Source organism: Candidatus Palibaumannia cicadellinicola, assembly GCF_000754265.1.
GTDB lineage: Bacteria > Pseudomonadota > Gammaproteobacteria > Enterobacterales > Enterobacteriaceae > Baumannia > Baumannia cicadellinicola_B.
This window is the reverse complement of the sequence record NZ_CP008985.1, coordinates 135,349-162,079: the sequence shown is the minus strand read 5'-3', so window position 1 is coordinate 162,079 and position 26,731 is coordinate 135,349. Positions and strand designations below refer to the sequence as shown.

Annotated in this window: 17 protein-coding genes, 1 tRNA gene and 4 pseudogenes; 5 read left to right on the top strand and 17 right to left on the bottom strand. The window is 38.2% G+C overall.

Annotation, left to right across the window (positions count from 1 at the left end):
- Nucleotides 1–25: 25 nt before the first annotated feature.
- The 7 genes and pseudogenes from corA to IM45_RS00695 form a co-directional block, all read right to left on the bottom strand.
- On the bottom strand, nt 26–976 hold the full coding sequence (gene corA, locus IM45_RS00725) for a magnesium/cobalt transporter CorA (protein WP_038497998.1): 951 nt from the start codon (nt 974–976) through the stop codon (nt 26–28).
- Nucleotides 977–1,370: 394 nt separating this feature from the next.
- Nucleotides 1,371–3,311, bottom strand: a pseudogene (gene uvrD, locus IM45_RS00720) (DNA helicase II); the annotation flags it as partial.
- 58 nt (nt 3,312–3,369) lie between these two features.
- Complete coding sequence (yigB, locus tag IM45_RS00715; protein ID WP_038497995.1) at nt 3,370–4,086, bottom strand: 5-amino-6-(5-phospho-D-ribitylamino)uracil phosphatase YigB; 717 nt, start codon at nt 4,084–4,086, stop codon at nt 3,370–3,372.
- 148 nt (nt 4,087–4,234) lie between these two features.
- Nucleotides 4,235–5,059 (bottom strand): diaminopimelate epimerase, encoded by an 825-nt coding sequence (dapF, locus tag IM45_RS00710; RefSeq protein ID WP_038497992.1) that lies wholly within the window; start codon nt 5,057–5,059, stop codon nt 4,235–4,237.
- A gap of 118 nt (nt 5,060–5,177) precedes the next feature.
- Nucleotides 5,178–6,458, bottom strand: a pseudogene (locus IM45_RS00705) (class I adenylate cyclase); the annotation flags it as partial.
- A gap of 199 nt (nt 6,459–6,657) precedes the next feature.
- Nucleotides 6,658–7,365 (bottom strand): annotated as a pseudogene (locus IM45_RS00700) (hypothetical protein); the annotation flags it as partial.
- 252 nt (nt 7,366–7,617) lie between these two features.
- Nucleotides 7,618–7,695: transfer RNA gene (locus tag IM45_RS00695), tRNA-Arg, on the bottom strand.
- A 154-nt stretch (nt 7,696–7,849) separates the two neighbouring features.
- Here IM45_RS00695 and folD point away from each other — a divergent pair.
- On the top strand, nt 7,850–8,731 hold the full coding sequence (folD, locus tag IM45_RS00690; protein ID WP_038499469.1) for a bifunctional methylenetetrahydrofolate dehydrogenase/methenyltetrahydrofolate cyclohydrolase FolD: 882 nt from the start codon (nt 7,850–7,852) through the stop codon (nt 8,729–8,731).
- Nucleotides 8,732–8,759: 28 nt separating this feature from the next.
- On the opposite strand, the gene cysS is transcribed toward folD, so the two are convergent.
- The gene (cysS, locus tag IM45_RS00685; protein WP_038497989.1) at nt 8,760–10,151 is read right to left on the bottom strand and encodes a cysteine--tRNA ligase; all 1,392 of its coding nucleotides are present in this window, start codon (nt 10,149–10,151) and stop codon (nt 8,760–8,762) included.
- A 266-nt stretch (nt 10,152–10,417) separates the two neighbouring features.
- Here cysS and IM45_RS00680 point away from each other — a divergent pair, with 266 nt between their 5' ends.
- The 3 genes from IM45_RS00680 (at nt 10,418) to purK (ending at nt 12,808) form a co-directional block, all read left to right on the top strand.
- Nucleotides 10,418–11,128 carry a UDP-2,3-diacylglucosamine diphosphatase gene (locus IM45_RS00680; protein WP_038497986.1) on the top strand — a complete coding sequence of 237 codons (711 nt, stop codon included), beginning with the start codon at nt 10,418–10,420 and terminating at the stop codon, nt 11,126–11,128.
- A gap of 103 nt (nt 11,129–11,231) precedes the next feature.
- The gene (gene purE / locus IM45_RS00675) at nt 11,232–11,741 is read left to right on the top strand and encodes a 5-(carboxyamino)imidazole ribonucleotide mutase (protein WP_038497983.1); all 510 of its coding nucleotides are present in this window, start codon (nt 11,232–11,234) and stop codon (nt 11,739–11,741) included.
- Nucleotides 11,738–12,808, top strand: a complete 1,071-nt coding sequence (gene purK, locus IM45_RS00670; RefSeq protein WP_038497980.1) for a 5-(carboxyamino)imidazole ribonucleotide synthase — start codon at nt 11,738–11,740, stop codon at nt 12,806–12,808. Before purE ends, purK begins: the two co-directional genes overlap by 4 nt.
- A 1-nt stretch (nt 12,809) precedes the next feature.
- Here the strand turns inward: purK and adk are convergent, their stop codons facing one another.
- The 4 genes from adk to dnaX form a co-directional block, all read right to left on the bottom strand.
- Nucleotides 12,810–13,472 carry an adenylate kinase gene (gene adk, locus IM45_RS00665; protein WP_038497976.1) on the bottom strand — a complete coding sequence of 221 codons (663 nt, stop codon included), beginning with the start codon at nt 13,470–13,472 and terminating at the stop codon, nt 12,810–12,812.
- 72 nt (nt 13,473–13,544) lie between these two features.
- Nucleotides 13,545–15,443 carry a molecular chaperone HtpG gene (gene htpG, locus IM45_RS00660; protein WP_038497972.1) on the bottom strand — a complete coding sequence of 633 codons (1,899 nt, stop codon included), beginning with the start codon at nt 15,441–15,443 and terminating at the stop codon, nt 13,545–13,547.
- A gap of 267 nt (nt 15,444–15,710) precedes the next feature.
- Nucleotides 15,711–16,040, bottom strand: coding sequence for a YbaB/EbfC family nucleoid-associated protein (locus tag IM45_RS00655; protein ID WP_038497969.1), 330 nt, complete (start codon nt 16,038–16,040; stop codon nt 15,711–15,713).
- A 63-nt stretch (nt 16,041–16,103) separates the two neighbouring features.
- Nucleotides 16,104–17,945 (bottom strand): DNA polymerase III subunit gamma/tau, encoded by a 1,842-nt coding sequence (gene dnaX / locus IM45_RS00650; RefSeq protein WP_038497966.1) that lies wholly within the window; start codon nt 17,943–17,945, stop codon nt 16,104–16,106.
- Between the two features lie 239 nt (nt 17,946–18,184).
- Here dnaX and polA point away from each other — a divergent pair, with 239 nt between their 5' ends.
- Nucleotides 18,185–20,968, top strand: a complete 2,784-nt coding sequence (gene polA / locus IM45_RS00645; protein WP_038497962.1) for a DNA polymerase I — start codon at nt 18,185–18,187, stop codon at nt 20,966–20,968.
- Between the two features lie 8 nt (nt 20,969–20,976).
- Here the strand turns inward: polA and yihA are convergent, their stop codons facing one another.
- The 5 genes and pseudogenes from yihA to gmk all read right to left on the bottom strand — a co-directional run bounded on the left by yihA (nt 20,977) and on the right by gmk (nt 26,506).
- Nucleotides 20,977–21,579: a ribosome biogenesis GTP-binding protein YihA/YsxC gene (gene yihA, locus IM45_RS00640; protein ID WP_038497959.1), complete on the bottom strand. Its 603-nt coding sequence runs from the start codon at nt 21,577–21,579 to the stop codon at nt 20,977–20,979.
- 133 nt (nt 21,580–21,712) lie between these two features.
- Nucleotides 21,713–23,809 carry an ATP-dependent DNA helicase RecG gene (recG, locus tag IM45_RS00635; protein WP_038497957.1) on the bottom strand — a complete coding sequence of 699 codons (2,097 nt, stop codon included), beginning with the start codon at nt 23,807–23,809 and terminating at the stop codon, nt 21,713–21,715.
- Nucleotides 23,810–24,092: 283 nt separating this feature from the next.
- Nucleotides 24,093–25,505, bottom strand: a pseudogene (locus tag IM45_RS00630) (RelA/SpoT family protein); the annotation flags it as partial.
- Between the two features lie 20 nt (nt 25,506–25,525).
- Nucleotides 25,526–25,807 (bottom strand): DNA-directed RNA polymerase subunit omega, encoded by a 282-nt coding sequence (gene rpoZ / locus IM45_RS00625; RefSeq protein WP_038497954.1) that lies wholly within the window; start codon nt 25,805–25,807, stop codon nt 25,526–25,528.
- 69 nt (nt 25,808–25,876) lie between these two features.
- The gene (gene gmk / locus IM45_RS00620; RefSeq protein ID WP_038499462.1) at nt 25,877–26,506 is read right to left on the bottom strand and encodes a guanylate kinase; all 630 of its coding nucleotides are present in this window, start codon (nt 26,504–26,506) and stop codon (nt 25,877–25,879) included.
- Between the last annotated feature and the right edge of the window lie 225 nt (nt 26,507–26,731).

The window sequence follows — 26,731 nt, the reverse complement described above, 5'->3', positions numbered from 1 at the left end:
ATAGCATTTATATTACTATCTATATCTATAACCAGTTGCGGCGCTTAAAATATAGGTACGGAGCAACACCAGCAATAATCATGAGTATAATGGCGGCTGGATAGCCGAAATACCACTTTAGTTCCGGCATGAAATCAAAGTTCATCCCATAGCTAGAGGCAACAAGTGTCGGTGGTAGAAACACTACCGAAACTACTGAAAATATCTTTATAATACGGTTTTGTTCGATATTTATAAATCCCATCGCCGCTTGCAAAAGAAAATTTACTTTTTGGAATAATGATTCATTATGAGGTAGTAAAGACTCAATATCTCGTAGGATTTCTCTTGCTTTATCTAATTCATTAGAGGGTAGTCGTGTTTTACGAACCAGAAAATTCAAAGCACGCTGTGTATCCATTAAACAAAGACGTACCTTCCAACCTACGTCCTCTAGCTCAGCGATAGTAGCGAGTGCATTATCATACTCATCACCTTGCTGACCATCCATAATAATTCTGCTTAATGCTTCTAAATCACTATAGATATTCTCAATTTTGTCTGCGAGCTGTTCTATTTTAGTCTCAAATAGATCTAACAACAATGCGTAAGCATTGCCATCAATAAGAGTTTGACTACGAGAGCGCATACGATACAGGCGAAAAGCTGGTAGCTCACGCTCACGCAAAGTATAGAGTCTGTCTTTACGAATAGTAAAAGCTACTGTGGCATTACCAGCATGATCTTCAGCATCAGCATAGAAAAAAAAAGAGTGAATATGTAGACCTTCTTCATTCTCAAAAAAACGTGCTGAAGCTTCTATATCCTCTAGTTCAATACGAGTAGCCAAATTCTGACCTAATTCCTGCTCTATACGATTACGCTCATCATCACTAGGTTCTACCAAATCGATCCATACTGATTTTACTAGACTCCCTAGTTGATCAGTATCGAAACGTGATAAACGGTTGTTATTGAGTTGAAATGCGTTAAGCATACATACGCCTAGTTTTGTGGGAAACGCATTAGATGACAGAAACCAGAGCCAAAAACTAATCATTTAATTTTTCTGACTCTGCATAATATTGAAAAGCCAACTGACAACTATTGACGTTGCCAGCGGAGAGGTAGCATTAGTAATGATTCATGATAGATATTTTATTTAGTCATTATATCTACATATTACTTGGTAGTCTCCAAAGCATGATATTTCTCAGAAATATATGATGTTCGCATGTTACGCTGATAAGAAAAAGGCTGTCAATATATGCTCTATTTTTTTTGGTAAGTTTTTTCCTATTTACAATGTTCGATCATTTGGATCGTTATATCTCCTCATCGCAATAAAAATAGTTTGTATATTAGTTCCACGATACCGATTAGTACTTATCTCTAGTTCGTACTTCTTCTATGCATTCTGGTGGTAGTTCATTTATAAAACGAGATTTGCGACGAACAGTTTGCTTACCGTATAGACGGCGGGTTTCGGCATAGGTAATCGTTAATTTTGTGATCGCACGAGTTATCCCTACATAAGCCAATCGCCGCTCTTCCTCGATGCCTCCTTCTTCCTCAAGCGCCATCTGGCTAGGAAACATTCCTTCTTCCAAACCTACGATGAAAACTTGTTGAAATTCTAAACCTTTAGCAGCATGTAAGGTCATAAGTTGCACTGCATCCTGACAAGCATCCGCCTGTATCTTTTCCGCATCTAGAGCCGCATGGGATAAAAATCCCTGTAGCGATAGTATATCTTTCGTATCATCTTTATAGAGATATTCTCTAGCTGCAGTGACTAGTTCCTCAAGATTTTTAATACGTGCTTGACTTTTGTCTCCTTTTTCCTCTTTGTACATAGCCCATAAACCAGAATTTTTTATTACTAAATGAGTCTGCATATATAAAGGTAAATTAACTATATCTTGCGTAAGCTTATCTACTAGTTCGATAAATCGTTGTAAAGCCAAGGCTGTGCTACTCTTTAGTACTCGTTCATCTAGAAGAGCTAGACTAGCTTGCCATAAACTAAGTTGCCTCTCGCAGGCTATCTTACGTACTACTTCGATTGTTTTGGCGCCGATCCCGCGGATCGGAGTGTTAACCATACGTTCATAGGCAACATCGTCATTTCTGTTAGTAATCAGACGGAGATAAGCAAGCGCATCTTTGACCTCCTGGCGTTCAAAAAAACGCATGCCGCCATATATATGATATGGTATTTTAATATGTAGTAGTGCTTCTTCTAATACCCGTGATTGTGCATTACTACGATAGAGAATGACAGATTCTTTAAGCGCTTTACCATTTTTTTTACTAACTTTAATACTATTGACAACAAAGCGTGCCTCATCAAGTTCATTCAAAGCGGAGTAAAGCGAAATATGCTCTCCATCAGCGCGATCAGTCCAAAGATTTTTAACTAATCTACCATAGTTATTGGATATCAGATGATTAGCTGCTTTTAAAATATTCTTAGTAGAGCGATAGTTCTGTTCTAAGCGGATAGTCTGTGCACTAGGAAAATCATGCAGAAAACGCTGCATATTCTCCGCTTGTGCACCACGCCAACCATAGATAGACTGGTCGTCATCACCAACAATAGTTACGTGGCCCTTATGACCCGCTAGCATACGAATCCAGGAGTACTGAATCTGATTAGTATCTTGAAATTCGTCTACTAAAATATTATTAAAACGTTCACGATAATAATGCATTAGTTTATCATGATTTAATAACATCTCATATGTTCTAAGTATTAATTCTGCAAAATCTACTAATCCAGTACGATCGCAAGTATCCTGGTAAACCTCATAAATACGTTGCCAAGTGATTTCTAGCTGATTACCATATTTATCAATATTCTGTGGCCGCCGCCCTGCATCTTTTTTAGTATTGATATACCACATTGCCTGACGCGGCGGCCACTCTTTTTCGTCTAGATTAAGGTAGCGAATGAGACGTTTCAATAACCGTTGTTGATCTTCGCTATCAATAATTTGGAAATCTTGCGGTAGATTAGCAGCGATGTAGTGGATACGCAGCAAACGGTAGGCCAAACTATGAAAAGTTCCGATCCATATTTCACCGAAATGAGAACCAACTACTTTTTTTATCCTATGGCGCATCTCAGCCGCTGCTTTATTGGTAAATGTTACCGCAAAAATAGAAGATGGCGAACAGTGCTTGATTAAAAGTAACCAAGCAATGCGGTGCACAAGTACTCTAGTTTTTCCACTACCTGCACCAGCTAATACTAGGATATTGCCTTTTGGTGCCGAAACTACTGTCTTTTGCTTGTGATTGAGATTTTTGAGAAGATCGAAAAAGCACATATTTCAGCGTGCCTTATGATTATTAATATTAATAATCATAACAGAGAATTAGTAGTAATTAGAATAATGCTTCTAAAGATACCAACTGTGATATTTCGATATGTGGTAATAATCGTGCATCAAGGGCATGTCTTAGATGATCGCCACGATCATTGATCCAGCAGGCCTGCATACCGCAACGAATTGCGCCATTAACATCAGACTCTAGATCATCACCAACATGTAAAATATTTATTAATGGTAATTGTAATAACTGTGCTGCAGACTGGTACATATCTTGATAAGGCTTAGCTCGTCCATCGCGACCAGCGCGTAGAATATAGCTAAAATAATCTGCTAATCCGCAAGCAGTGAGGTCAGCGTTCCCATTAGTAATTGCTACTAGCGGCCAACGAGTACTTAGTGCCGCTAGCATATGATGCGTACTAGATGGTACAGAAATTTTACTACGCCAGTAGGTTACAATCTCCATGGTTGCGTTAGCACCAGCGCGTGCTTCACTTTCGCTAAGACCAGCATTACGCATGACAAGCTCAATTGAACGCCAGCGCCAGTAGGTTACGTCATGATAAATTTCTGGCTCACGTTCTCGTAACTCGCTACGTAAATGCTGATACTCTTCTAGTTGTAGTCCTTGTAGCGCAGGGTGATAATGTTGCAAAAAGATAATTGATTCCTGCTCAGTGCGGTTAATTACAGCACTATTATCATATAGTGTATCGTCGAGATCGAAAGTTAATGCGCGTAAAGGACGTAAAGAGCGATAAAAATGCATCAGATTTTCCTAGTATAACTAGTTAGGACACTATATTATTAAATCATAACATAATTTTTATTTCTATATTACTAAAGCCATCATATAGGACAATTTAATAAAAAATAATATGTATTTTGTATATAGTATACTAATACACAGATGTATTTCATAAATTAATAAATCCATCATAAATATGGATAGCTGGTCCTGTCATATAAAGTGATTCACCCGGTCCGCGCCAGCTAATCGCTAGCTTACCACCTGGTAAATCTACTTGTACTTGCTCTGCAAGTAAACCATGTTGGATTCCAATTGCTACTGCAGCACAGGCACCGCTACCACATGCCTGTGTTTCCCCTACTCCTCGTTCATAAACACGGAGGCGAATATGCTCTCGATTTATAATCTGCATAAAACCAATATTAGCTCGTTCCGGAAAACGTTTATGTTTTTCTAGCATAGGACCAATAGTTTTAATTTGAGCATTCTCGACGCAATCAACTTTCATAACACAGTGTGGATTACCTATTGATACAACACCACATAATATTCTAGTATTCGCAATACGCATGATGTAAGTATTCTGCTGACGAATCGCATAGAATGGTATTTGCTGTGGCTCAAATTGGGGTATGCCCATATCTACTCGTACCAAATTATCTTCTATTATGGTTAGTATCATACGCCCAGTCTTAGTACTAACATGGATCTCACGTTTCTTCGTTAGGTTTTTCATTCGCACGAAATGTGCAAAACAACGTGCACCGTTGCCACATTGTGCTACTTCGCTACCATCTGCATTAAAAATACGGTAATGAAAATCTAGTTCAGGATCATAGGGTGGTTCAACAACAAGTAGTTGATCAAATCCGACTCCACTATGCCGGTCTGATAAATAGCGAATTCTATCAGGTGATAAGTATATATTTTGAGTAACGATATCCACGACCATAAAGTCATTACCGAGCCCATGCATTTTAGAGAAGTGCATACCGAACTCCTCGCTGGAGTTGACTGATACTTAATTTGAATTATTTTGATTTTAATAAAACTGATATTATGGTACCGTAGGCTCAAAGTTAAAGGTTAGAAGCATTGTTATATTTACCCTCAAATGCAGCGTATAGCTTACTTTTACTGGTTAGTAATAAGATTTCCTTTGAGTGAGCATTTACGTTAAGTTTATTAGAGCTAGCAAAGTTCATTAGCTTACGGTAGCTTTGCATCATAGCATCTAATAATTCTTTGTGTACTGTACGCATTTGGTTCATCTTCCAGTTAATCTGATTATCTAGTATACATAAACGTTCTGAGTTCCAACCCCACATCTGTACTAAGTGCATGATAATTTTACGGCGCCAGGCAATACCAGATAAGCTTTGTGATAGTTTTTCACATGCTTTTAAATAAAAACAACGGCGTACTAGATCAAGTCGGGTCATATCATTAATCTGGTAGAGGTAGTATGTAACTCGCTCTAACATCATACAGTATGGATCAAGTCCATAAGATACTATTTCGTTGTTATGCAGCCGTTGCTTAATATGTATTGCAAGAAGTGTTGTCTGCGGATACTCCCAGGAGTAAGCTTCTAAAAGAAGTGTTTTTAACACAGATTTATAGGGCGAATCTATACTTTTATACAACTGCCATAGACTAGCGCTAAAGCAATCTTCAACAGATAAAGTACCTAGTCCACCTAAATCTAGCCATTCATTAGGGCTTAATGCACCATGATTATAGAGTGATAATACGTATTCATCATAGTGAGCTTCTTTCTCGCCTGGTACGATATTCCAAATAATACGCTTCCCCCCCATACGTACGGCGGTGCGGTAAAATTCATCTAATAACAAAGTATTAGATGTAAAACTATAGTTTTGATTACCAATATTTATGTTTTCAGAAGAACGAAAACTATTTTCATCAATAAGAAACAAACTAACATCTACACCTTTCTGAGTAGCCCATTCTTCAATGAGGGCACATTTACACTGTAGCTGCGCACGCTCTTCGTTATTTAGCCAAGATTTATGACAAATCCAAATATCTAAGTCTGAAGAGTAATTTTGTCCTATAGAGGAAGTACTACCCATTGAATAAACACCAGTAATAGGTTGTTCACTATGTGCTACAAGTAAATGACGAGTATTATGTATTACTTTATGGAACAAGACTCTCTGACTTTTGTCTGGTGTAAATAAACATATACCATGTGGTACGTTACCATTGAAATATCCCGGAAGCATAGGATGATGAAAATGCAATAAAGTTGGTATTAGATTATATACATACTGAAAATTAGGTACCATTGCCGTTAAAGCTCGATCTATACGAAGTTGGTTAATAGCATCTAGTCTTTTTTTTAGTATTTCGATGTAGAAGTACAAGAGATTTAGCCTAATGTTTTTAATGAAAACACTATTTTGCCGACCAGCTTTAATTTAATAATTAGTACACTGGATTAGTATTAATTATAACATATTTTAAATTATTATATTTAATAAAATACTTGATCTAGCACACCACTAAGAATTAAGATTTAATCTCTTAAAATAAGCTTGTAAAATAATAAAATTACTATCAAGTATTATGACGTACAGATACTATGTGCTGATTACGATTATAACTACGCACTAACATGCCTAGTTCATCGTCGTTGTGTATCTGTGGTAAAGTCAATTGATGAGTAGCAATCTCTTCAGGCTTCAAATATTTTAATTCATAGGCAATAACCCGCAACGGATGCACTATCAGTCTGTTAATGCACCAAGTTATGGCCACCGTCATCATAAGTACTAGTAGTAGATAAGTCGTAATCATTATTGAAATAGCGCTGATTATAAACTGGTATATACGATAAGAATCTGCTTGCAAAACTAGATAAGCCAAAGTTTGTTGATGGTATTTTTGTGGTAAAGAGTAGAGTGGTACATAAATCGAAACTGGTAGTTTAAATAAGCGACTAATTAATGTCGGCACTGGACGTTCTGGCCTTAAGTTACTATATAATATTTGTAAGTTATTCGGTAGTACTACTGCTGAACGAGTTAAAATACCAATATGCTTAATAGTCAATAAAATATTTTCTATTTGAGGAATATCAACCTTCAAAACAGCGTTGGACAGTGGCTGATTTACCGATGCAGCAATATTTTGTAATTGTAAGATGTAGTCGTCACGACGCTGCTGCACAAAATAACAAAGCTGGATTACGATAAATATGCAAATAATCACTAGTGCTACACCTGATACGATTGCCATCTGTTTTATTGTCAATGAACGTCTGATCTGCAAACTTTTCTCCATTGAGTGCTGACCTGATAGAGGCAACACAGACTAATCTAATATAAACTGAACTAAGATTCACGTTTTGACACGCACAAAGTAAGAAAAGAGGGAAGGGATATTGAGTTTAAAGTGCTAATACCTATTACTTAGGTTAATAATAATTCATGTTTGACAAAAGTATATTTTGTATAACAAATACAGTTAACCATACTAGATATGTAATTATAGAGTTATTTATTAAGAACCAAAATTTTTTTATGGTGCGCCCGATAGGATTCGAACCTATGACCTACGGCTTAGAAGGCCGTTGCTCTTATCCAACTGAGCTAAGGGCGCACAGCATACTCATATGCTGTTTACATTATACTTAGGCTAACCATTCGTCAATAGCTTTTATAAATAAGATTTTATTACTTAAATAATCGATCATACTGAAAAAATAGAGTCTTTGCTGCACTTGTACATATTACATAATGGATTTTAGATGAAAATGGTTGCACAAATAATTGATGGTAAAAAAGTTGCTCAGCAAATAAAAATAGAAGTTGCTAAACTAGTACAAGTACGTTTACAGGCAGGAAAAAAAAGACCATGTCTAGCTGTAATACTAGTTGGTTATAATTCAGCTTCACAGATTTATGTTGCTAATAAACGTAAAGCGTGTGAAGATATTGGGATAATTTCTCTTTTATATGATTTACCAAATACAGTCAGCGAAGCTGAACTATTAGTACTTATTGATCAATTAAATGTTGACAATAAGGTAGACGGAATACTAGTACAGTTGCCGTTGCCAGCAGGTATCGATAATATCCGCGTGTTAGAGCAGATCGTACCGTATAAAGATGTAGATGGTTTTCACCCCTATAATGTTGGTCGTTTATGTCAGCGCGCGCCTTTACTCCGTCCTTGCACTCCACGTGGTATTATTACACTGCTTGAACGATATAATATTAATACGGTTGGTCTTAATGCTGTAGTAGTAGGAGCGTCAAATATCGTTGGTCGTCCTATGGGTATGGAATTACTGTTAGCTGGCTGTACTGTAACTATCACACATCGTTTCACCCGTGATTTACCGGAGTATATAAAAAATGCCGATTTACTTGTGGTAGCAGTAGGTAAAGCTAGTTTTATTCCTGGTCGTTGGATAAAAACCGGTGCTATCGTGATCGATGTCGGCATTAATTGTTTGGATAGCGGGAAAGTAGTCGGTGATATAGATTTTATTTGTGCTGCTGAGCGTGCAGCGTATATTACTCCCGTACCTGGTGGTGTGGGACCTATGACGGTAGTAACGCTTATTCAAAATACTTTGCAGGCCTGCGAGAATTATCACGATAGTCATCGTATTAAGAAAATATATTCTTAATCAAATACGGATCAAAATATTTCTCCTGTTATTTATTGCGTCGCCAAATAGTACCCTGTACTGTATCTTCTAATACTATGCCCATGGCTATTAGTTTATCACGAGCTTCGTCAGCTTGTATCCACTGACTACTTTTTCGCATATCATTACGTTGCTGAATAATTCTCTCAATTATTGCAGTATTAACATATTTTACCTTAGTTTTGTTGTGCAGAAATATTTCTGGATCATATTCTAGTAAGCCAAGAATATGTGCTAAATAGCGTAGCGTAGCTGCCATGCCTTGTACTGCGGTTGTATTGTTTTTGGTTTTCAAACGATTAACTTCATGAGCTAATTTAAACAGTACCGAATAAGCTTCTGGTGTATTGAAATCGTTATTCATCGCTATAATAAATTGTTGTATAAAGTGGTCCCCACCCTCTGGTAGAGCCTCTTTATCAGTGCCACGTAAGGCTATATAGAGACTTTCTAACGCTGCACGAGCTTGTTTTAAATTATCTTCACTATAATTAAGTTGGTTACGGTAATGACTAGACATAAAGAAATAACGTACTGTTTCAGCATCGTAAGACTTCAGAACATCACGTATAGTCAAAAAATTACCTAATGATTTAGACATTTTTTCGTGACCGATCATCACCATACCAGAATGCATCCAGAAGTTGACGTAAGGACTATTATGGACGGAAGTAGACTGTGCTATTTCATTTTCATGATGTGGAAAAATCAGATCGGAACCACCACCATGAATATCAAAATAGTTGCCCAACTGTTTACAGCTCATAGTAGAACACTCAATATGCCAGCCGGGGCGTCCATTACCCCAAGGTGAGGTCCAGCTAGGCTCACCAGCTTTTGACATTTTCCAGAGTACAAAATCTATTGGATTACGTTTAATATTAACTACTTTGACACGCGTTCCAATTCGTAACTCTGCCAAATTTTGACGAGATAAAATCCCATAATTTTGGGCGCTTGCTACAGCGAACATAACATCACCATTAGACGCTATATAGGCATGTCCCTTATTAATTAACTGACCGATTAATAAGATCATATCTTTGATACACTGTGTAGCTCGTGGTTCTTCGTCAGGACGTAAAATATTTAGTTTGTCAAAATCATGGTACATTTCTACCATCATTCTATCGGTTAGTTGCTGGCTAGTTTCGCCGTTCTCAGCGGCGCGGCTAATAATTTTATCCTCAATATCTGTTATATTACGTATATAATTAACTTTATAACCACAGTAGCGTAAATATCTAATTACTACATCAAAGACCACAAAAGTACGTCCATGTCCAATATGGCACAAGTCATATACGGTGATACCACACACGTACAAACCTACTTTTTTAGCATGAATAGGTTTAAATTCATTTTTTGTTCTGGTTAGGGTATTAAAAATCTTTAACATAAAAATTATTCCATAGTTTGTCCGTCTTATGTGTTATAAACAATAAAATAGTTGAGTTATTACTGTCTAAATTATAACTAATTATTACTATACCCTAACCTTATAGTAACTATAGCAATAGTATTGCTACTCACATCACGATATAAAATGTACTTAGAAATTTATATCTATAAATGAAAAATTCACAGAGATTATTAATCTAAATTTAGTATTTATATACTATTCAGATCACATAGACAGATCATTCATGGAATTAAAGCTATCAAATGAGTACATTATTTGTTGCGGATATTCATCTTTGCGACAAAACAGATACTATTACTGCTGGTTTTTTGCATTTGTTACGTAACTATGTGCCTGGTACTCAAGCGTTATATATACTAGGCGATTTATTTGATATATGGATAGGCGACGACGAAGCAAGCCAGTTGCATATTATAATAGCAGCAGCACTGAAGATATTAACTGAGGGTGGTGTACCCTGTTACTTTATCCACGGTAACCGGGACTTTCTGCTAGGGCATAATTATGCCGCAGCTTGTGGTATGACATTACTACCTACAAAGCAGGTGTTAGAAGTTTCAGGTTGGCGAGTAGTAATTTTGCATGGTAATATATTGTGTACCGATGATGCTATCTATCAAATTTACCGCCATCAGGTACATCAGCGTTGGCTGCAAAAACTATTTTTACGGCTGCCGCTGTCTGTTCGTCGGCGCCTAGCCAATCATATCTGCGCCAATAGTATGAATATGCTAATGAACAACAAATTGCAAGAGGTCGTGACAGTGCTAGCACATAAAAGGGCTCATATAATGATTCATGGGCACACACACCGCCCTGCTATTCATCAATTATTCAATAATACTATAGGTAAATACCAGCGTGCAGTACTAGGATGTTGGCACAATAATGGATCAGTAATCGAAGTGAGTACGGCTGGGGTCAAATTATTAGAATTTTCCTTCCACGCATAATCTAAGTCCGTACTAGCCCTCTTCTTTTTTTTATTGAAATCTCATGATATGCTTTATACTCATGTTGTTATTATGTTGTGATTTATGCCATAAAACTTATCTTATGAAATGCAATCTTGCACCTGCAAAAATTTCTATTGTCATGGGTTCTAAAAGTGATTGGATAACTATGCAATTTACTGCTGAAATACTTATCACGCTAGATGTTTTTTTTGATGTTGAAATAATTTCAGCGCATCGTACTCCGGATAAATTATTCAGCTTTGCTGAACAGGCAGTAACTAATGGTTATAAAGTGATCATTGCTGGAGCAGGGGGTGCTGCACACTTACCAGGCATGCTTGCGGCTAAAACTCTGGTACCAGTATTAGGTGTGCCAGTACAGAGTACTGCACTCAGTGGAATCGATAGTCTCTACTCAATAGTTCAGATGCCTAGCGGTATTCCGGTGGGAACACTTGCCATCGGAAAGCCTGGTGCTATTAATGCCGCATTGCTTGCAGCGCAAATTCTCGCTTTACATGATGCGTCTCTTTATATACGGCTAAAACAATGGCGACAGCAGCAGACCGAAGAGATCCTTATTCATTCAGATCCAAGGAAACCAGCGTGAAATCAGTTTGCGTATTAGGTAATGGACAACTAGGTCGTATGCTGCATCAGGCTGGCGAGCCAATGGGTATTACGGTTTTTCCGGTAAGCTTAGATGCCGATCCTGAATCAGTACCTTTTCAGGAAAGTGTCATTACCGCCGAAATTGAACGCTGGCCAGAAACAGCGCTAACGCGTCAATTAGCGAACCATAATAGTTTTGTGAATATTAATATATTACACTATCTAGCCGATCGATTAAAACAAAAACAATTACTTGATAAACTAAATTTAGCTACTGCGCCCTGGGAAAAACTGCAAGATGCGACGCAATGGCCAGAAATTTTTCTCTCTTTTAATGCTCTAGCTATTGTTAAACGTAGAGTTGGTGGTTACGATGGACATGGCCAATGGCAATTACGTCCTGGTGAAGAAACTATGCTACCGTTTGAATGTTATGGTAAATGTATTGTCGAACAGGGTATGATTTTCGATGAAGAAATATCTCTAGTCGGTGCCCGCAGCGTAGATGGTAGTATGGTTTTCTATCCATTTACTCGTAATCTACATAAAGATGGTATATTACGAGTAAGTATTGTGTCCCCAGCTCCAGATAACTGCTGGCAAAAACAAGCAGAAAAGATGCTTGGTATTCTTTTACAAGCACTTAACTATGTCGGCGTGATGGCGATGGAGTGTTTCATTATCGGAGATAAATTACTTATTAATGAATTAGCCCCGCGTGTACATAATAGTGGACATTGGACACAAAATGGTGCCTCTATTAGTCAATTTGAGCTACATTTACGTGCTATTTTAATGTTACCACTGCCAGCACCTGTGGTAACAGCACCCTCGATAATGATTAATTTAATTGGTATCGATGTGAGCGATCGTTGGCTCGCTGACCCATTAGTCCATCTACATTGGTATGATAAAATAGTACGTCCAGGACGTAAAGTTGGTCATCTCAATCTTTGTCATCCAGACAGTGCTATACTTAGTCGTAGTTTGCAATACCTAGCCCAAAATTTACCAGTAGAATATCAAGGTGGGATAACCTGGGCCAGACAACACCTTAATAGTTAAACTAAGCTAGGTTCAATTGAGATGATAGGATGCGGACTAATTCTCTATTGATCTCTTGAACTTGATGTTTTGCATTAACAGCAAAGTAACGCGTGTTGCCTGCATGATCTTCTTTACAGTAGTAATTAATCAGTGGCTCCGTCTGTTGATGATACTCTACCAGACGTTGACGTACTGTGTCTTCCTGGTCATCTTGACGTATTTTGAGGGCTTCGCCAGTAACATCATCCTTGCCCTCTTGTTGCGGTGGATTAAATTTTACATGATAAATGCGTCCAGACGGTCCATGAACCATACGACCGACAATACGGTTTATAAGTAAGGTATCTGGTACAATAAAAGCAAGTACAACATCTATTTTAATACCAGCTACTTTCATTGCCTCTGCTTGAGTAATGGTACGAGGAAAACCATCTAGTAAAAATCCCTTATGGCAGTCCTTATGTAGAATTCTTTTTTTGACTAGCTTTATAACTAGTTGATCTGTTACTAATCTTCCTGTATCGATAATTGCTTTGACTGTTTTTCCTAACGTAGATCTCTTTTTTACTGCCGCGCGTAACATAGCGCCTGTGGAAATATGCGGAATTCCGTACTGTTTCATAAGAAATTGTGCTTGAGTACCTTTACCAGCGCCAGGAGCGCCAAGAAGAATAATACGCATTACGTTAGTCTCTTTATCGAATTATCGAAGTTATACGATCCAACAAAAACGATAGCATCTCTTCCTATCTTCCTATTGAATTACCTCGTTTGGTATAGTGTTTAGTAACTGATTCATACGGCGAATAAATTTATTAGGATCTTCTAATGTGCCACTTTCAACAAATAAAGCTTCATCTAGTAGTAGCTCTATCCATTCGCTAAATGCTATTTCATCGCTTATATTTGCTACACGTTTAACTAGTGGGTGTTCTGGATTTAGCTCAAAGATATACTGAATTTCAGGTTTCGTCTGCCCTGCTGCAACGATGAGTTTAGCCATATGTGTTGTCATATCATTAGAGTCTATAGTTACAATAGCTGGTGTATCAGTTAAACGATATGTTAACCGTACCTCTTTAATTCTATTACCGAGATAACTTTTTACTCGCTCGACAAATGGCTTTAAAGCTTTTTCTATCTCTTTCTGTTCCGTTGTTTCTTCATAAGCAAATTCATCGAATGTTAAATCAGCTTTACTTACCAACTGGAATGACTTACCGTTAAATTCCGTTAAATAATTCATCATCCATCCATCAATACGATCAAAAAGTAATAAAACTTCAATACCTTTTTTTTGCAGCAATTCTAGATGTGGACTACTTTTTGCGGCAGCGTAACTATCAGCGGTGATGTAGTAAATCTTCTCCTGCTTTTCTACTATGCGGCTAACATACTCATCGAGTGATACAGTTTGCACTGGACTATTACTATAGGTTGAAGCAAAACGAAGTAGTCTAGCTATCGTTTCGTTATTTGCTGGATCTTCTGCTGGCCCTTCTTTTAGTACTAGGCCAAAATTATGCCAGAAAGACTGGTACTGTTCGCTATTTTCTTTAGCTAATTTTTCTAGCATCAACAGTACACGTTTAGTCATCGCGCTCTTTAAGCCCTGAGTTACTCGGCTATTTTGCAGAATTTCACGTGAAATATTCAGCGGTAAATCATTGCAATCTATAATCCCTTTTATAAAACGTAGGTAGTTTGGTATAAAATATGATGCATCATCCATAATCAGTACGCGCTTCACATAAAGTTTCAGACCGTATTTCTGATCACGATTCCAAATATTCCAGGGAGCATTAGTTGGAATATACAATAAGCAAGTGTACTCTTGTTTTCCTTCAACCCTATTGTGGCTCCAGCTGAGTGGGTCGTTACAATCATGAGATAGATGTTTATAAAAATCTTTATATTCTTCATCAGTTATATTGACTTTATTACGAGTCCATAATGCCTGAGCTTTATTAATTTTTTCCCAATTGATGCTCTTTTCTTCTTGCTTAGTATTTATTGCTATCTCAATGGGCAAAGAAATATGATCGGAATACTTTCCAATTATGTTTTTGATTCGCCAGTCATCAAGAAATTCCTCTTCACCTTTACGTAGATATAAAGTAATTTCCGTTCCACGCTCTGGCCGATGAATAGAAGCGATGATATAGTCTCCTTCACCTGTTGACTCCCAGTAAACTCCTTCTTCAGCAGAAGCACCAGCTGCACGGGTATGTACTGTGACTTTTTCAGCGACAATAAATGCAGAATAAAAACCAACACCAAATTGACCGATTAACTGACTATCTTTAATGTGGTCTGTACCCATTGATTCAAGAAAAGCTTTGGTACCAGATTTAGCAATCGTGCCTAAATTCTCGATCACTTCATCGCGACGCATTCCTATGCCATTATCGATCAACGTAACGGTACGTTTATCTTTGTTACACACTAGGCGTACGTGTAGTTCTCCATTTCCTTCATACAGATTAGGCTGTGCAAGAGCACGGAAGCGTAATTTATCCGCAGCATCTGAAGCATTAGAAATTAGTTCTCGTAGGAAAATTTCTTTGTTAGAGTAAAGTGAGTTAATCATTAGATGAAGTAACTGCTTCACTTCTGATTGAAATCCACGGGTTTCTTTTTTTGTCATACTCATAAATTACTACCAAATAAATAGGTTGAAATGATGAAAACATGGGGATCAGTACCGAGTCTTTCAAGCAGAAACATAAAAAAGAACAGCGAATGTGATCGTCATATTAGATTAAATCTAGTTTGAGTATTACGTACCAAGATCTCCGCACATTTAATTAAGTGAGCAATAGCATAAGCATGGATCATATCTATAATCAATTAAGTTATCTATTTTTTCTTTTCATTTAACTACGCGGAAAATCTGATAAGCCGATTGCTGCTGAAAGCATCATAATGCAATATTAAAACCAAGCGGAAGCTGCATGCTACTAGATACAGATGTCATTTTTTCTTTTTGAGTTTCAGTGATGCGACGAGTTGCATCATTGAATGCCGCAGCTATTAAGTCTTCTAGCATATCCTTATCATCTTCTAGTAAACTTTGATCAACTTCTACACGACGACAATTATGAGTGCCGTTGATAGTGACTTTAACTAAGCCAGCACCGGACTCTCCAATAACTTCTAGCTGAGCAATTTCTTCTTGTATCTGTTGCATTTTTTGCTGGATTTGCTGGGCTTGCTTCATTAGGTCATTAATACCGCTTTTACTAAACATAGTGTTATCTCTCTCTTGAGTAGGGCTGCTTCTGCTACGATAAATAGTCATACATATATTAAGTTAAATAGGCTCTATACTGTCTTCATCTAACTGAGCATCTAAAATATGCTGCATCATTTGAATATGTCTATCAGTAGTAATGGCTTCCCGTGCTTGTATCAGTTTTTCTTCATAAATAGCTTGTCTCAACTCTAGTGGCGTTTTAACCTCAAGATTATCATCTTCCAGTATGGTTAATTCAATCTGTGTACCTAAATCTACGCTCAAAGCGTTACGTAACGTATTATGAGCGTCCACAGATTTAAGATAGCGCCGGGACGAACGCAGATGCAGGCATATCTTTCCAGGCGCAATATTCTCCTGCCACGCATTGAGTGCTAGTTGCTGTACGATTTTAGGTAGCGACAAACGTTGCACCTGCGCCGACCAAGGGTCTCGCTTGATAGATTCTTGAATTAACTTAGCTACTAACTCCAGGGGTTTGGTGTCGTTATTTTTTCGTAATGTACAATCTTTTGCATTATGACGCTGATCTAGATACTCGTAGACTGAAGTTCGGCGCTCTAGTGTGTTACTAGAGACCGATTGACTATGATTTGATTTGTGTCTCTCTTGGTGTTGTAGCAAAGCTGTGCGCGCCTGCAAACATTTAGCGCTCATATCGTCATTTTCTATCTTTTCTGCTATATCCATATCCATTCGTCTGGTATCACATATTGTAGTTAAGCCTGATAAAGTGTGATCAAATGGGGATTGATTAATTATTTTTTCTACACTAGCAGAAGTATCGTGCACAGACGATAGAGTTTTGTTCGGATGAAAAGCTAGTGCGCGCAACATAGTCATTTCTACCCCCATGCGGCTATCTGGTGCATAGGGTAACTCTTTACGGCCGATTAGCAGAGTCTGGTAATAAAGCTGTAGATCTTCTGGTGTAATACGTCGTGCTAAATTACGTAGGCGAGGTAACAAGTGGTCCATTTGATTATCGTAGTTTAATTGCTCAGATCGTAGTTGACCCATAGCAATACGGTGTAGTAGAGATAACATCTCTACTAATAAGTTTTCCCAGTTGATGCTACGTACCGCACATTGTGCTAGTTCTTCCATCATAGTTTTGCTATTAGCATTAACTAGCGCTTCTATTAATGTTAGTGACTGCTCTGTATTCATATGACCAAGCATGATACTAACCGCTTCCCAACTAACAATTCCCTGCCCCATAATAATAGCTTGATCGGTCAGGCTTAATGCATCACGCATGCTACCATCAGCTGCGCGGGCTAATAGTTCCAACGCACGTTGCTCAGCATAAATATGCTCATTCTGTAAGATATGTATCAGCTGGTTACTAATTTGGCTAACATTAAGCGCCTTAAGATGAAACTGCAAGCAGCGGGATAGAATAGTCATGGGTATCTTCTGCGGATCAGTAGTTGCTAACAGAAATTTAACATGCGCAGGCGGTTCTTCTAGCGTCTTTAAAAGTGCGTTAAAACTATAACGAGACAGCATGTGCACTTCGTCGATTAAATAAACCTTGAAGCGTCCGTGAGTTGGTGCGTATTGGACATTATCCAAAAGTTCGCGGGTATCTTCTACTTTGGTCCGTGAAGCAGCATCAATCTCTATCAAATCTACAAAACAGCTTTGTGCAATTTCACTGCAATTTTTACACTGACAGCATGGTATAGTAGTTATACCTTTTTCACAATTTAGCCCTTTAGCCAACAAGCGGGCAATAGTAGTTTTGCCCACACCGCGGGTCCCAGATAATAAATATGCGTGATGAATTCTATCCAATAACAAGCCGTTAGTAAGTGCTGTTAGAACATGTTTCTGACCAACTACATCGGCAAAAGTTTGTGGACGCCACTTACGGGCAAGTACCTTATAGCTCATTGTTTATATTTGCTAAATAAATATATTGTTCATCCTAACACAGCTAGACACTACCGCGCGATGCGCGATATGATTATCAACCAGTAAAAAACTAGTTGAAATATAGAATAATAATTCATTGATCTGATCTATTTTCTTTTAAAATACTAAATAATCCGAGCGCTAATAATATGCGTAATGACCATTGTTTCTGGTGACAATGGCTAACATTAAGTTTTCACTCACAATCCCAATTGGCTATGGTGCAAATGGCAGAAAAGCAGTTACTTCTAGTAGATGGTTCATTTTATCTTTACCGTGCTTATCATGCCTTTCCGCCGTTGACCAATCACGCTGGTGAACCAACTGGAGCAATATACGGCGTAGTGAATATGCTTAAGAGCCTATTAATGCAATACCGTACTAGCCAGATAGCAGTTGTATTTGATGCCTATGGAAAAACTTTTCGCGATGAACTATTCGAACATTATAAATCCCACCGTCCTATAATGCCAAACGATCTATGTTGCCAGATTAGTCCGTTATATGAAATAGTTAGAGCAATGGGATTACCACTACTTGTTGTGACCGGTGTTGAGTCAGATGATGTTATCGGTACCCTAGCACGTGAAGCTGCATGTAATGGTAGTAATGTTTTAATCAGTACCGGCGATAAGGATATGGCACAGTTAGTTTCATCCCAAATTACTCTAATTAACACAATTTCGAATACTGTCCTAGGACCAAAGGAAGTTCAATTAAAATTTGGGGTTCCACCGGAACTAATTATTGACTATCTAGCACTTATTGGTGACAATTCAGATAATATTCCAGGCGTACCAGGCGTAGGTAAAAAGACCGCTCAACTATTGCTGCAACAGTTAGGAAGTTTAAAGCTATTATATCAAAATTTACATAATGTCAGCCATTTGAGTAATTTACGTGGTGCAAAACAGGTTGCTGCCAAGCTAGAGCAGAACCGCGAAGTGGCTTTTCTTTCCTATCAGTTAGCAACCATTAAGACTAATGTTACACTCGATATACCCTATCATCAGCTAATAGTCAAAGAACCTAACTATAAAGCGTTGATGTTACTATTTCGGCGCTATGATTTCAAACGTTGGATAATTCAATTAGAGTTAGGTAAATGGCGATGGCTAAAGAGAAGTAAACATACTATAGCGCCGCCGTTTACCAAGCAATACTGCAAAGAATCTGAACAGCTATCAAAAACATGTTATAAAGTTATTTATCAAATAACGGAACTAGAGCAGTGGATTACAGAAATTCGCCGTGTAGGGTTATTCGCTTTTAATACCGAGACCTCTATTAGAAATAGAGATTATCTTACCGGCGACTTAGTAGGGCTATGTTTCGCAGTACAACCTGGCAAAGCAGCTTACCTACCGATCGGACATAATGATTTAAATGCACCAAATCAACTCGATTGTAGGCTAGTTCTTGCTGCTCTGAAACCAGTGTTAGAAGATATAACTATAGCAAAAATAGGCCATAATTTTAAATTTAATTACCATGTTTTAAAACGTTATAATATCAATTTAGTCGGTATGATATTCGATACTATGCTAGAATCTTATGTACTAGATAGCGTATCCGGAAAGCACGATATAGAAAGTTTGGCAGAACATTATCTAAAATATACCACAATTAAATTAGATAAAATAGTAGGCATTAAACGTAATCAGCTTACTTTTAATCAGATTCCCATAAAGCTAATAGCACCTTATGCTGCGGAATACGCTGATATCATGCTACGTCTGCATCATAAGCTCTGGCCACGCCTAAAAGAAGTACTAGATTTACAAAAAATTTTCCAAGAAATAGAAGTACCCCTAATACCAGTGCTATCGCGTCTTGAAAAGACGGGCGTTATGATTGACCAAAATATGCTAATGACTTATTCTATAGAATTTACTAAACGACTATGGGATTTAGAAGTAGCCGCATATAAACTAGCAAAACAGCCCTTTAATCTATCTTCTACTAAGCAGCTACAATTACTATTATATGAGAAGCATAAATTACCTATACTAAAGAAAACACCTAGAGGTGCGCCTTCTACCAACGAAGAAGTACTGGTTGTTCTAGCTCAAAACTATCCATTAGCTAAATTAATTTTAGAGTATCGCTGCCTAGCTAAGCTAAAGTCAACTTATATTGATAAGCTACAGCTAATGATAAATAAAGAATCTAAGCGCGTACATACTTCTTATCATCAGGCGATCACTACTACGGGACGTCTTTCTTCTAGTAGTCCTAATTTACAAAACATACCAATACGCTACGAAGTAGGACGGTGTATTCGCCAAGCTTTTATAGCGCCGCCAGATTTTTCTCTCGTCGTAGCAGATTATTCGCAGATTGAACTACGGATCCTGGCGCATATTTCGCGTGATCCGGGCCTATTAAGTGCATTTTCAGCTGGCAAAGATATCCACAGCGCTACCGCAGCAGAGGTATTCAACATCTCACTAGACGATGTTACTCAAGATCAGCGCCAACGCGCTAAAGCTATTAACTTTGGTCTGATTTACGGAATGAGTGCTTTTGGGCTAGCGCGGCAGTTATCTGTGCCTCTAAATGAGGCACAGAAGTACATAAAATTTTACTTTACTCGATATCCTTATGTACTAGAGTATATGGAGCGTATACGTAAACAAGCTCGAGAGCAGGGTTATGTTTCTACTATTGATGGTCGCAGACTCTATCTACCCGAGATAAATTCATGCAATTATATGCGTAAAAGAAGTGCTGAGCGTGCCGCTATCAACGCTCCTATGCAAGGTACAGCCGCAGATATAATTAAACGAGCTATGATCGCTATAGATAGATGGTTACAGAAAGAGGCTCCGCCGGTTTGTATGATTATGCAGGTACATGATGAGCTAGTGTTTGAAGTACAGCGCAATGTAGTAGAAAACGCTACTGTTAATATTAGGGCGCTAATGGAAAGTTGCTTTCCACTAGATGTACCGTTAGAAGTTAATATCAAAATAGGAGACAATTGGGATAAAGTAGAGTAAGTATTTTTTTACGTAGTGTAGTTAACGTTTCTTCCAGCGTTGAACCAACTATCTAACTTTTGCTTCAGTTGATTCACTCCTAGTTTTTTCAATGAAGAAAAAATTTCTACTTCTACATCACCTTTGAATCCCAGTATATTTTGACGTACACAATTCAATTGTGTTTTACATGCACAGGCAGTAATCTTATCTGCTTTCGTCAATAGAATAAATACCGGAAGATTTCGGTCCACAGCAAACTGTACCATATGATAATCTAGATCTGTAATAGTATGACGAATATCGATCAGGACTACTAGACCCTTCAAACTATTACTTTTTTGTAAATATTCACTAACTCTACACTGCCACTGATATTTAAGCGCTACCGGTACCTTAGCGTAACCATATCCAGGCAGATCAATCAGACGAATACCAGGTTCTACCTCAAACACATTAATTAGTTTAGTACTACCTGGTGTTTTACTAGTTCTAGCTAGGTTTTTATGATTCGTTAATGTATTGAGTGCACTAGACTTTCCAACGTTAGAACGACCAGTAAAGGCTACTTCAATACCTAGATCGAAAAATAAGTTACTAATGCATGGCGCACTAAGAACGAAATGAGTCATGTAGTAATTATATCTGCTTGGCAAAAATACCATTGTTATTTTTTTTAGACTCACTAATCACTAAAAGTCACTAAAAGATCAAAAATAATTTTGATTGTTATTGATATCTTTATATATAGTATATAGCAATACTTTAGGCGTGTGTATAGCGATAACCTACACTTTTCGGCATCCAGCGTTTAATTAGTGCTTGAGCGGTTTCAGGATAGTATTGATGAATATGGGGTACTAATAGTTGTACTTCTGAGATAATTGCTTGATCTCGTGGTAGGTCTACGACCCTAAATTCGGTATGACCCGTTTGGCGGGTGCCCAGTAATTCACCGGCACCGCGAGTATCTAAGTCATGCTGAGCAATAGTGAAACCATTGTTACTGTTTCGCAATACCTCAATTCGCAACTGAGCGGTTTTACTTAGCGGCGACTTATATAGTAGCACACAATGAGACACAACCGTACCACGTCCCACTCGACCACGCAGCTGATGTAATTGCGCTAAGCCAAGCCGTTCGGGATTTTCAATAATCATTAGGCTAGCGTTAGGAACATCCATTCCTACTTCTATTACCGTCGTAGCGACTAGCAATTGTACCTCGCCAGCCTTAAATGCTTGCATAAGCTGTTGCTTTTCCTGTATCCTCATTCGTCCATGCACTAAACCAATCTGTAGCTCAGGTAGAGCACTTCGCAATTCTTCCCAAGTAGCTTTTACCGATTGTGCCTCGAGTAGCTTAGATTCATCAATCATGGTACAAACCCAATATACCTGACGCTTTTCTTGTAAGCATACTTGTTTAATACGCTGAATAATTTCAGGACGACGAGTATCTGCGATGGCAATCGTAGTAACCGGCGAGCGTCCTGGTGGAAGCTCATCGATTACTGATATTTTTAGATCTCCATAATTAGTCATTGCTAGTGTTCGGGGAATAGGCGTGGCAGTCATAATAAGCTGGTGTGGTTGAATGTTATTTATTATCCCTTTTTCCCACAAAGTCAGCCGTTGTTGGACGCCGAAGCGATGTTGTTCATCGATAATAACTAGCGATAGCCTCGCAAATTGTACTTGCTTCTGAAAAATAGCGTGGGTACCAACTACTATTTCTATACGGCCAGATGCAATCGCTTCTAGCTGTACCTTACGTATTTTACCTTGATTTTTACCAGTTAGCCAACTGACTTCAATCCCCAGTGGTGAAAACCAAGTACGGAAATTTTCTACATGTTGTTCAGCTAGTAGTTCAGTTGGTGTCATTAGTGCCACTTGGCGGCCATAACTAATAGCACGTAACGCAGCTAACGCTGCTACTAATGTTTTACCAGAACCAACATCTCCTTGTAGTAGTCTTCTCATGGGAATATTACGTGCTAGATCTTTATTAATCTCTGCTACTACTCGTAATTGTGCAACTGTAAGTGAGAAAGGCAACGATGAAAGGAAACGCTTAATAAGATCTGTCTTGGTACGTAGCGGTAATGCTAAGGCTGATTTACCGTCTTTTTTTGCCGCTAGCATGCTAAGATTATAGGCGAGTAGCTCTTCTAAAATTAGCCGACGTTGTGCCGGATGACGTCTAAGCTCTAAATCAGTCAGCGAAATATCAGGTGGTGGCCGGTGTAGCTTATGCAGCGCATCGGGCAAGCTCATTAAGCTACTACTTAACTCATGCGGCAATAGTTCTGCAACTGGCGTGAGATCAAGTAATTGAAGCGCTTGGTCTGTGATAGCCCGTAATGTTACTTGCCGTATGCCTTCAGTTGTCGGATAGATTGGTGTCAGTGATGAGGATAGTATAAGATTACACCGCTTACCTTGCACATAGTATTCCGGATGAATCATCTCGGTACCAATTTTTCCACGACTGATTTCTCCATAGGCTGTCACCCATTGACCAGGATATAAGCGTTTTTGCATTGCAACATTGAAGTTAAAAAATAGTAGGGTCAGAATACCACTGTTATCTCGTAAGCGGCAGCTCAGTATCCGTTTACGTGCGAAAGTTTTATAGATGTTACTATCTAATACTTGACCCTGTATAGTCACTAATATACCGTGTGGTGCATTACTAATCGGATAAAGTTTAGTTCTATCTTCATAGCGAACAGGTAAATGCAAAAGTACATCCTGTAAGTTCTGAAGTCCTAACCGAGATAGTTTAGAGATTAATATTGGACTTACTCCTGATAGTGCCGTTATTGGGATACCCCTGAGTTGGTAATATCCGGTCATATTATGACTCCTTTTCCAAATTGAGGGGGAAAAGTCCTAATAGTGTATAAAAAATACTTTTCCTAGACTAACCTGCATACGTAATAAAATCATTTCATAGAATTCGTCGGCAACACTTAGCGAAGATAAGAAACACGTTCTCGGTACTTTTACTCGATATAGTCGTTTGTAAGGTACGAGTAATATAATACTTATTAGCTAATAAACCTTCAAGTATTGATAGTTTCATGTAATTCATTTCTAATTGCAGATTATCCACCGGAATATAAAGCCAATTAATTTGTTTCAGCATTTGACTAATGTTAGCGCAACCTTTAGAACTAACAATAAAATTAGGTTGCATACCTAGACTTGTAATAATTTCTACTATCTGGTAGTTGTTACTAAACAGCTGGGATAACTGATGGTGTTGTCGATCTACTTTTAGACGGAAACTAGATATGTTAGTATGTATATGCACAGGATACGCAAAATCTACCGGAATTAAGCCGGTAGGTAATTCGACCAGAGGTTCTTCCGGTGTTAAGAGAGAAATCTCTTGAGGGAATAAATCAGATTTGACGCTTTTAATAAACTCGAAGGAATTATCCGTACTTTGCTGTAACTCTAGCAAGCTTTGCATCCAGCGCTGGGTGCTAATTTGCGTGGTAGTTTCTGTTTCGCCCTGTTCTTTATATGCCCAGTGTGCGGCTACACCCATTTCAGCTATTAGATCCATATCCTCTGTACGAATCTGTACTTCTACTGGCAAATTATGAGGCCCTATCATCGAAGTATGCAAAGATTGATAGCCATTAGTTTTGGGAATGGCAATATAGTCTTTGACTAAACCAGGACGTGGCTTATATAAACTATGCATTTGTCCTAACACCCGGTAACAAGTATCAACCTCGTTGACAATGACTAGGAAGGCATAAAAATCTATAATAGAGTGCAAGCACTGTTCTTTCTGATGCATCTTACAATAGATGGAATAAAGATGTTTTTCCCGTCCGCTGACGCGGCAGCGGATACCTGCATCTGTTAACCGTCCTTCTATTTCTGCCAGAATTGTTTGGATTAGATCATAATTATTACTACGTGCTGTTTTTACTACGTCTTTAATTACTCGATAGTGGTTGGGGTACACTGCTTCAAAACCTAGCTCTTCCAACTCTGTTTTCAAGTAATGAATTCCTAGACGATTGGCAAGCGGACTGTATATTTCTAGTGTTTCTAGTGCAATACGGCGACGTTTATCTGGCCGTAGAGCGTTCAGGGTACGCATATTATGCGTTCTATCGGTTAACTTAATCAGTACTACTCGTATATCTTGTAGCATTGCCATAATCATTTTGCGGAAGTTTTCCGCTTGTGCTTCTTTTTTGTTTCGAAATTTCAGATGATCAAGTTTGGATACTCCTTCAACTAGTTCAGCAACGCTTTTACCAAATAACTTTTTCATGTCCTGATAAGTAGCTGGAGTATCCTCAATGACATCATGTAATAACGCTCCCATCAGAGTTTCATAGTCAAGACGCATTTCTGCTAGAATACAGGCAACAGCAACAGGATGGGTAATATAAGGCTCACCACTAGAGCGTGTCTGGCCCTCGTGAGCATCACGAGCAAAAAGATATGCCTGCCTGAGTTGCTTGATTTGGTCTTCTGGCAAGTAACTTTGAATGAGAAGATTCAGATTTTCAAAAAAACACAAGGTCGGTTAATTACCTGCTGTTAATAAAGGCCTTCAGCAATTGCGGTTAACGCTTTAATTTCAGCGGTTTCCTGTTCTTTTTCTTTTTGCTCCGGAATATTACGTAAATCCAAAATCTGATTACTAATCAGACCTTCTTCTATTTCACGTAGTGCGATAACGGTATCTTTATCATTTTGTTCCGGAACTAGTGGATCTTTGCCACTAATCTGAATTTGACGAGCTCTCCGCGCGGCCACGAGCACGAGATTAAAACGGTTACCAATTTTTTCTACTGCGTCTTGTACAGTTACACGTGCCATAAACGACTCCCTAGATAAATAGATATAGATTAAGATTAGATTTGACTAGACATACTGCTGAAACTATTTTCATTCTACTAATAATTTGCTTATTAAAGCATCATGACGTAATTTCTGACGCTTCAGCTGCAGACGCTCAGCGCTAATAATAGTTTTCAAATCACATAATGCGGTGTGAAAGTCATCATTGATAACAAGGTAATTATACTCTGTATAATGAATCATTTCAGCTACTGCTTGAGCTATACGTTGTGCAATAATAGATTGGCTATCTTGTCCACGACTCTGTAAACGGCGATCTAACTCTTCTTTTGAAGGCGGCATGATAAATATACTTCGTGCCTCAGGTATCATAGTGCGAATCTGTTGTGCGCCTTGCCAATCAATATCGAGAAAAACATCAACGCCATTTCTTAACATTCGCTGAATAGCTGCGCGCGAAGTACCGTAATAATTATTAAAAATGATTGCGTGTTCGAGAAAAGCATCGGTAGCCATCATGTGCTTAAATTCTTCAACTGAAACAAAATAGTAATGTTTGCCATGTACTTCGCCGGGACGCATAGCACGGGTAGTATAAGAAATAGAGATCTGTGTTTCATATAGCGATAGCTGCTGTGTTCTCAGCAATGCGTGGATCAAACTAGATTTTCCTGCGCCACTCGGTGCAGAAATAATATAGAGCATGCCTTGAATCATCATAAAACTTTAAACTTTAAGCTGATATTAGGAAGAAAAAAGAGTAACTATTATATCCGTAATTCGCATTTATATATGCGAATCTATGTGATCTTGGCAAAAAATATTAAGGACATACGGGTTTTAACCTCTACTTACCCGTACTATCCTTTTGATTTCAAATCTCAAATATGACGATACTATCGTAGTTATAGCTTTACTGATGGTTTAAGTCTTTATTCATTC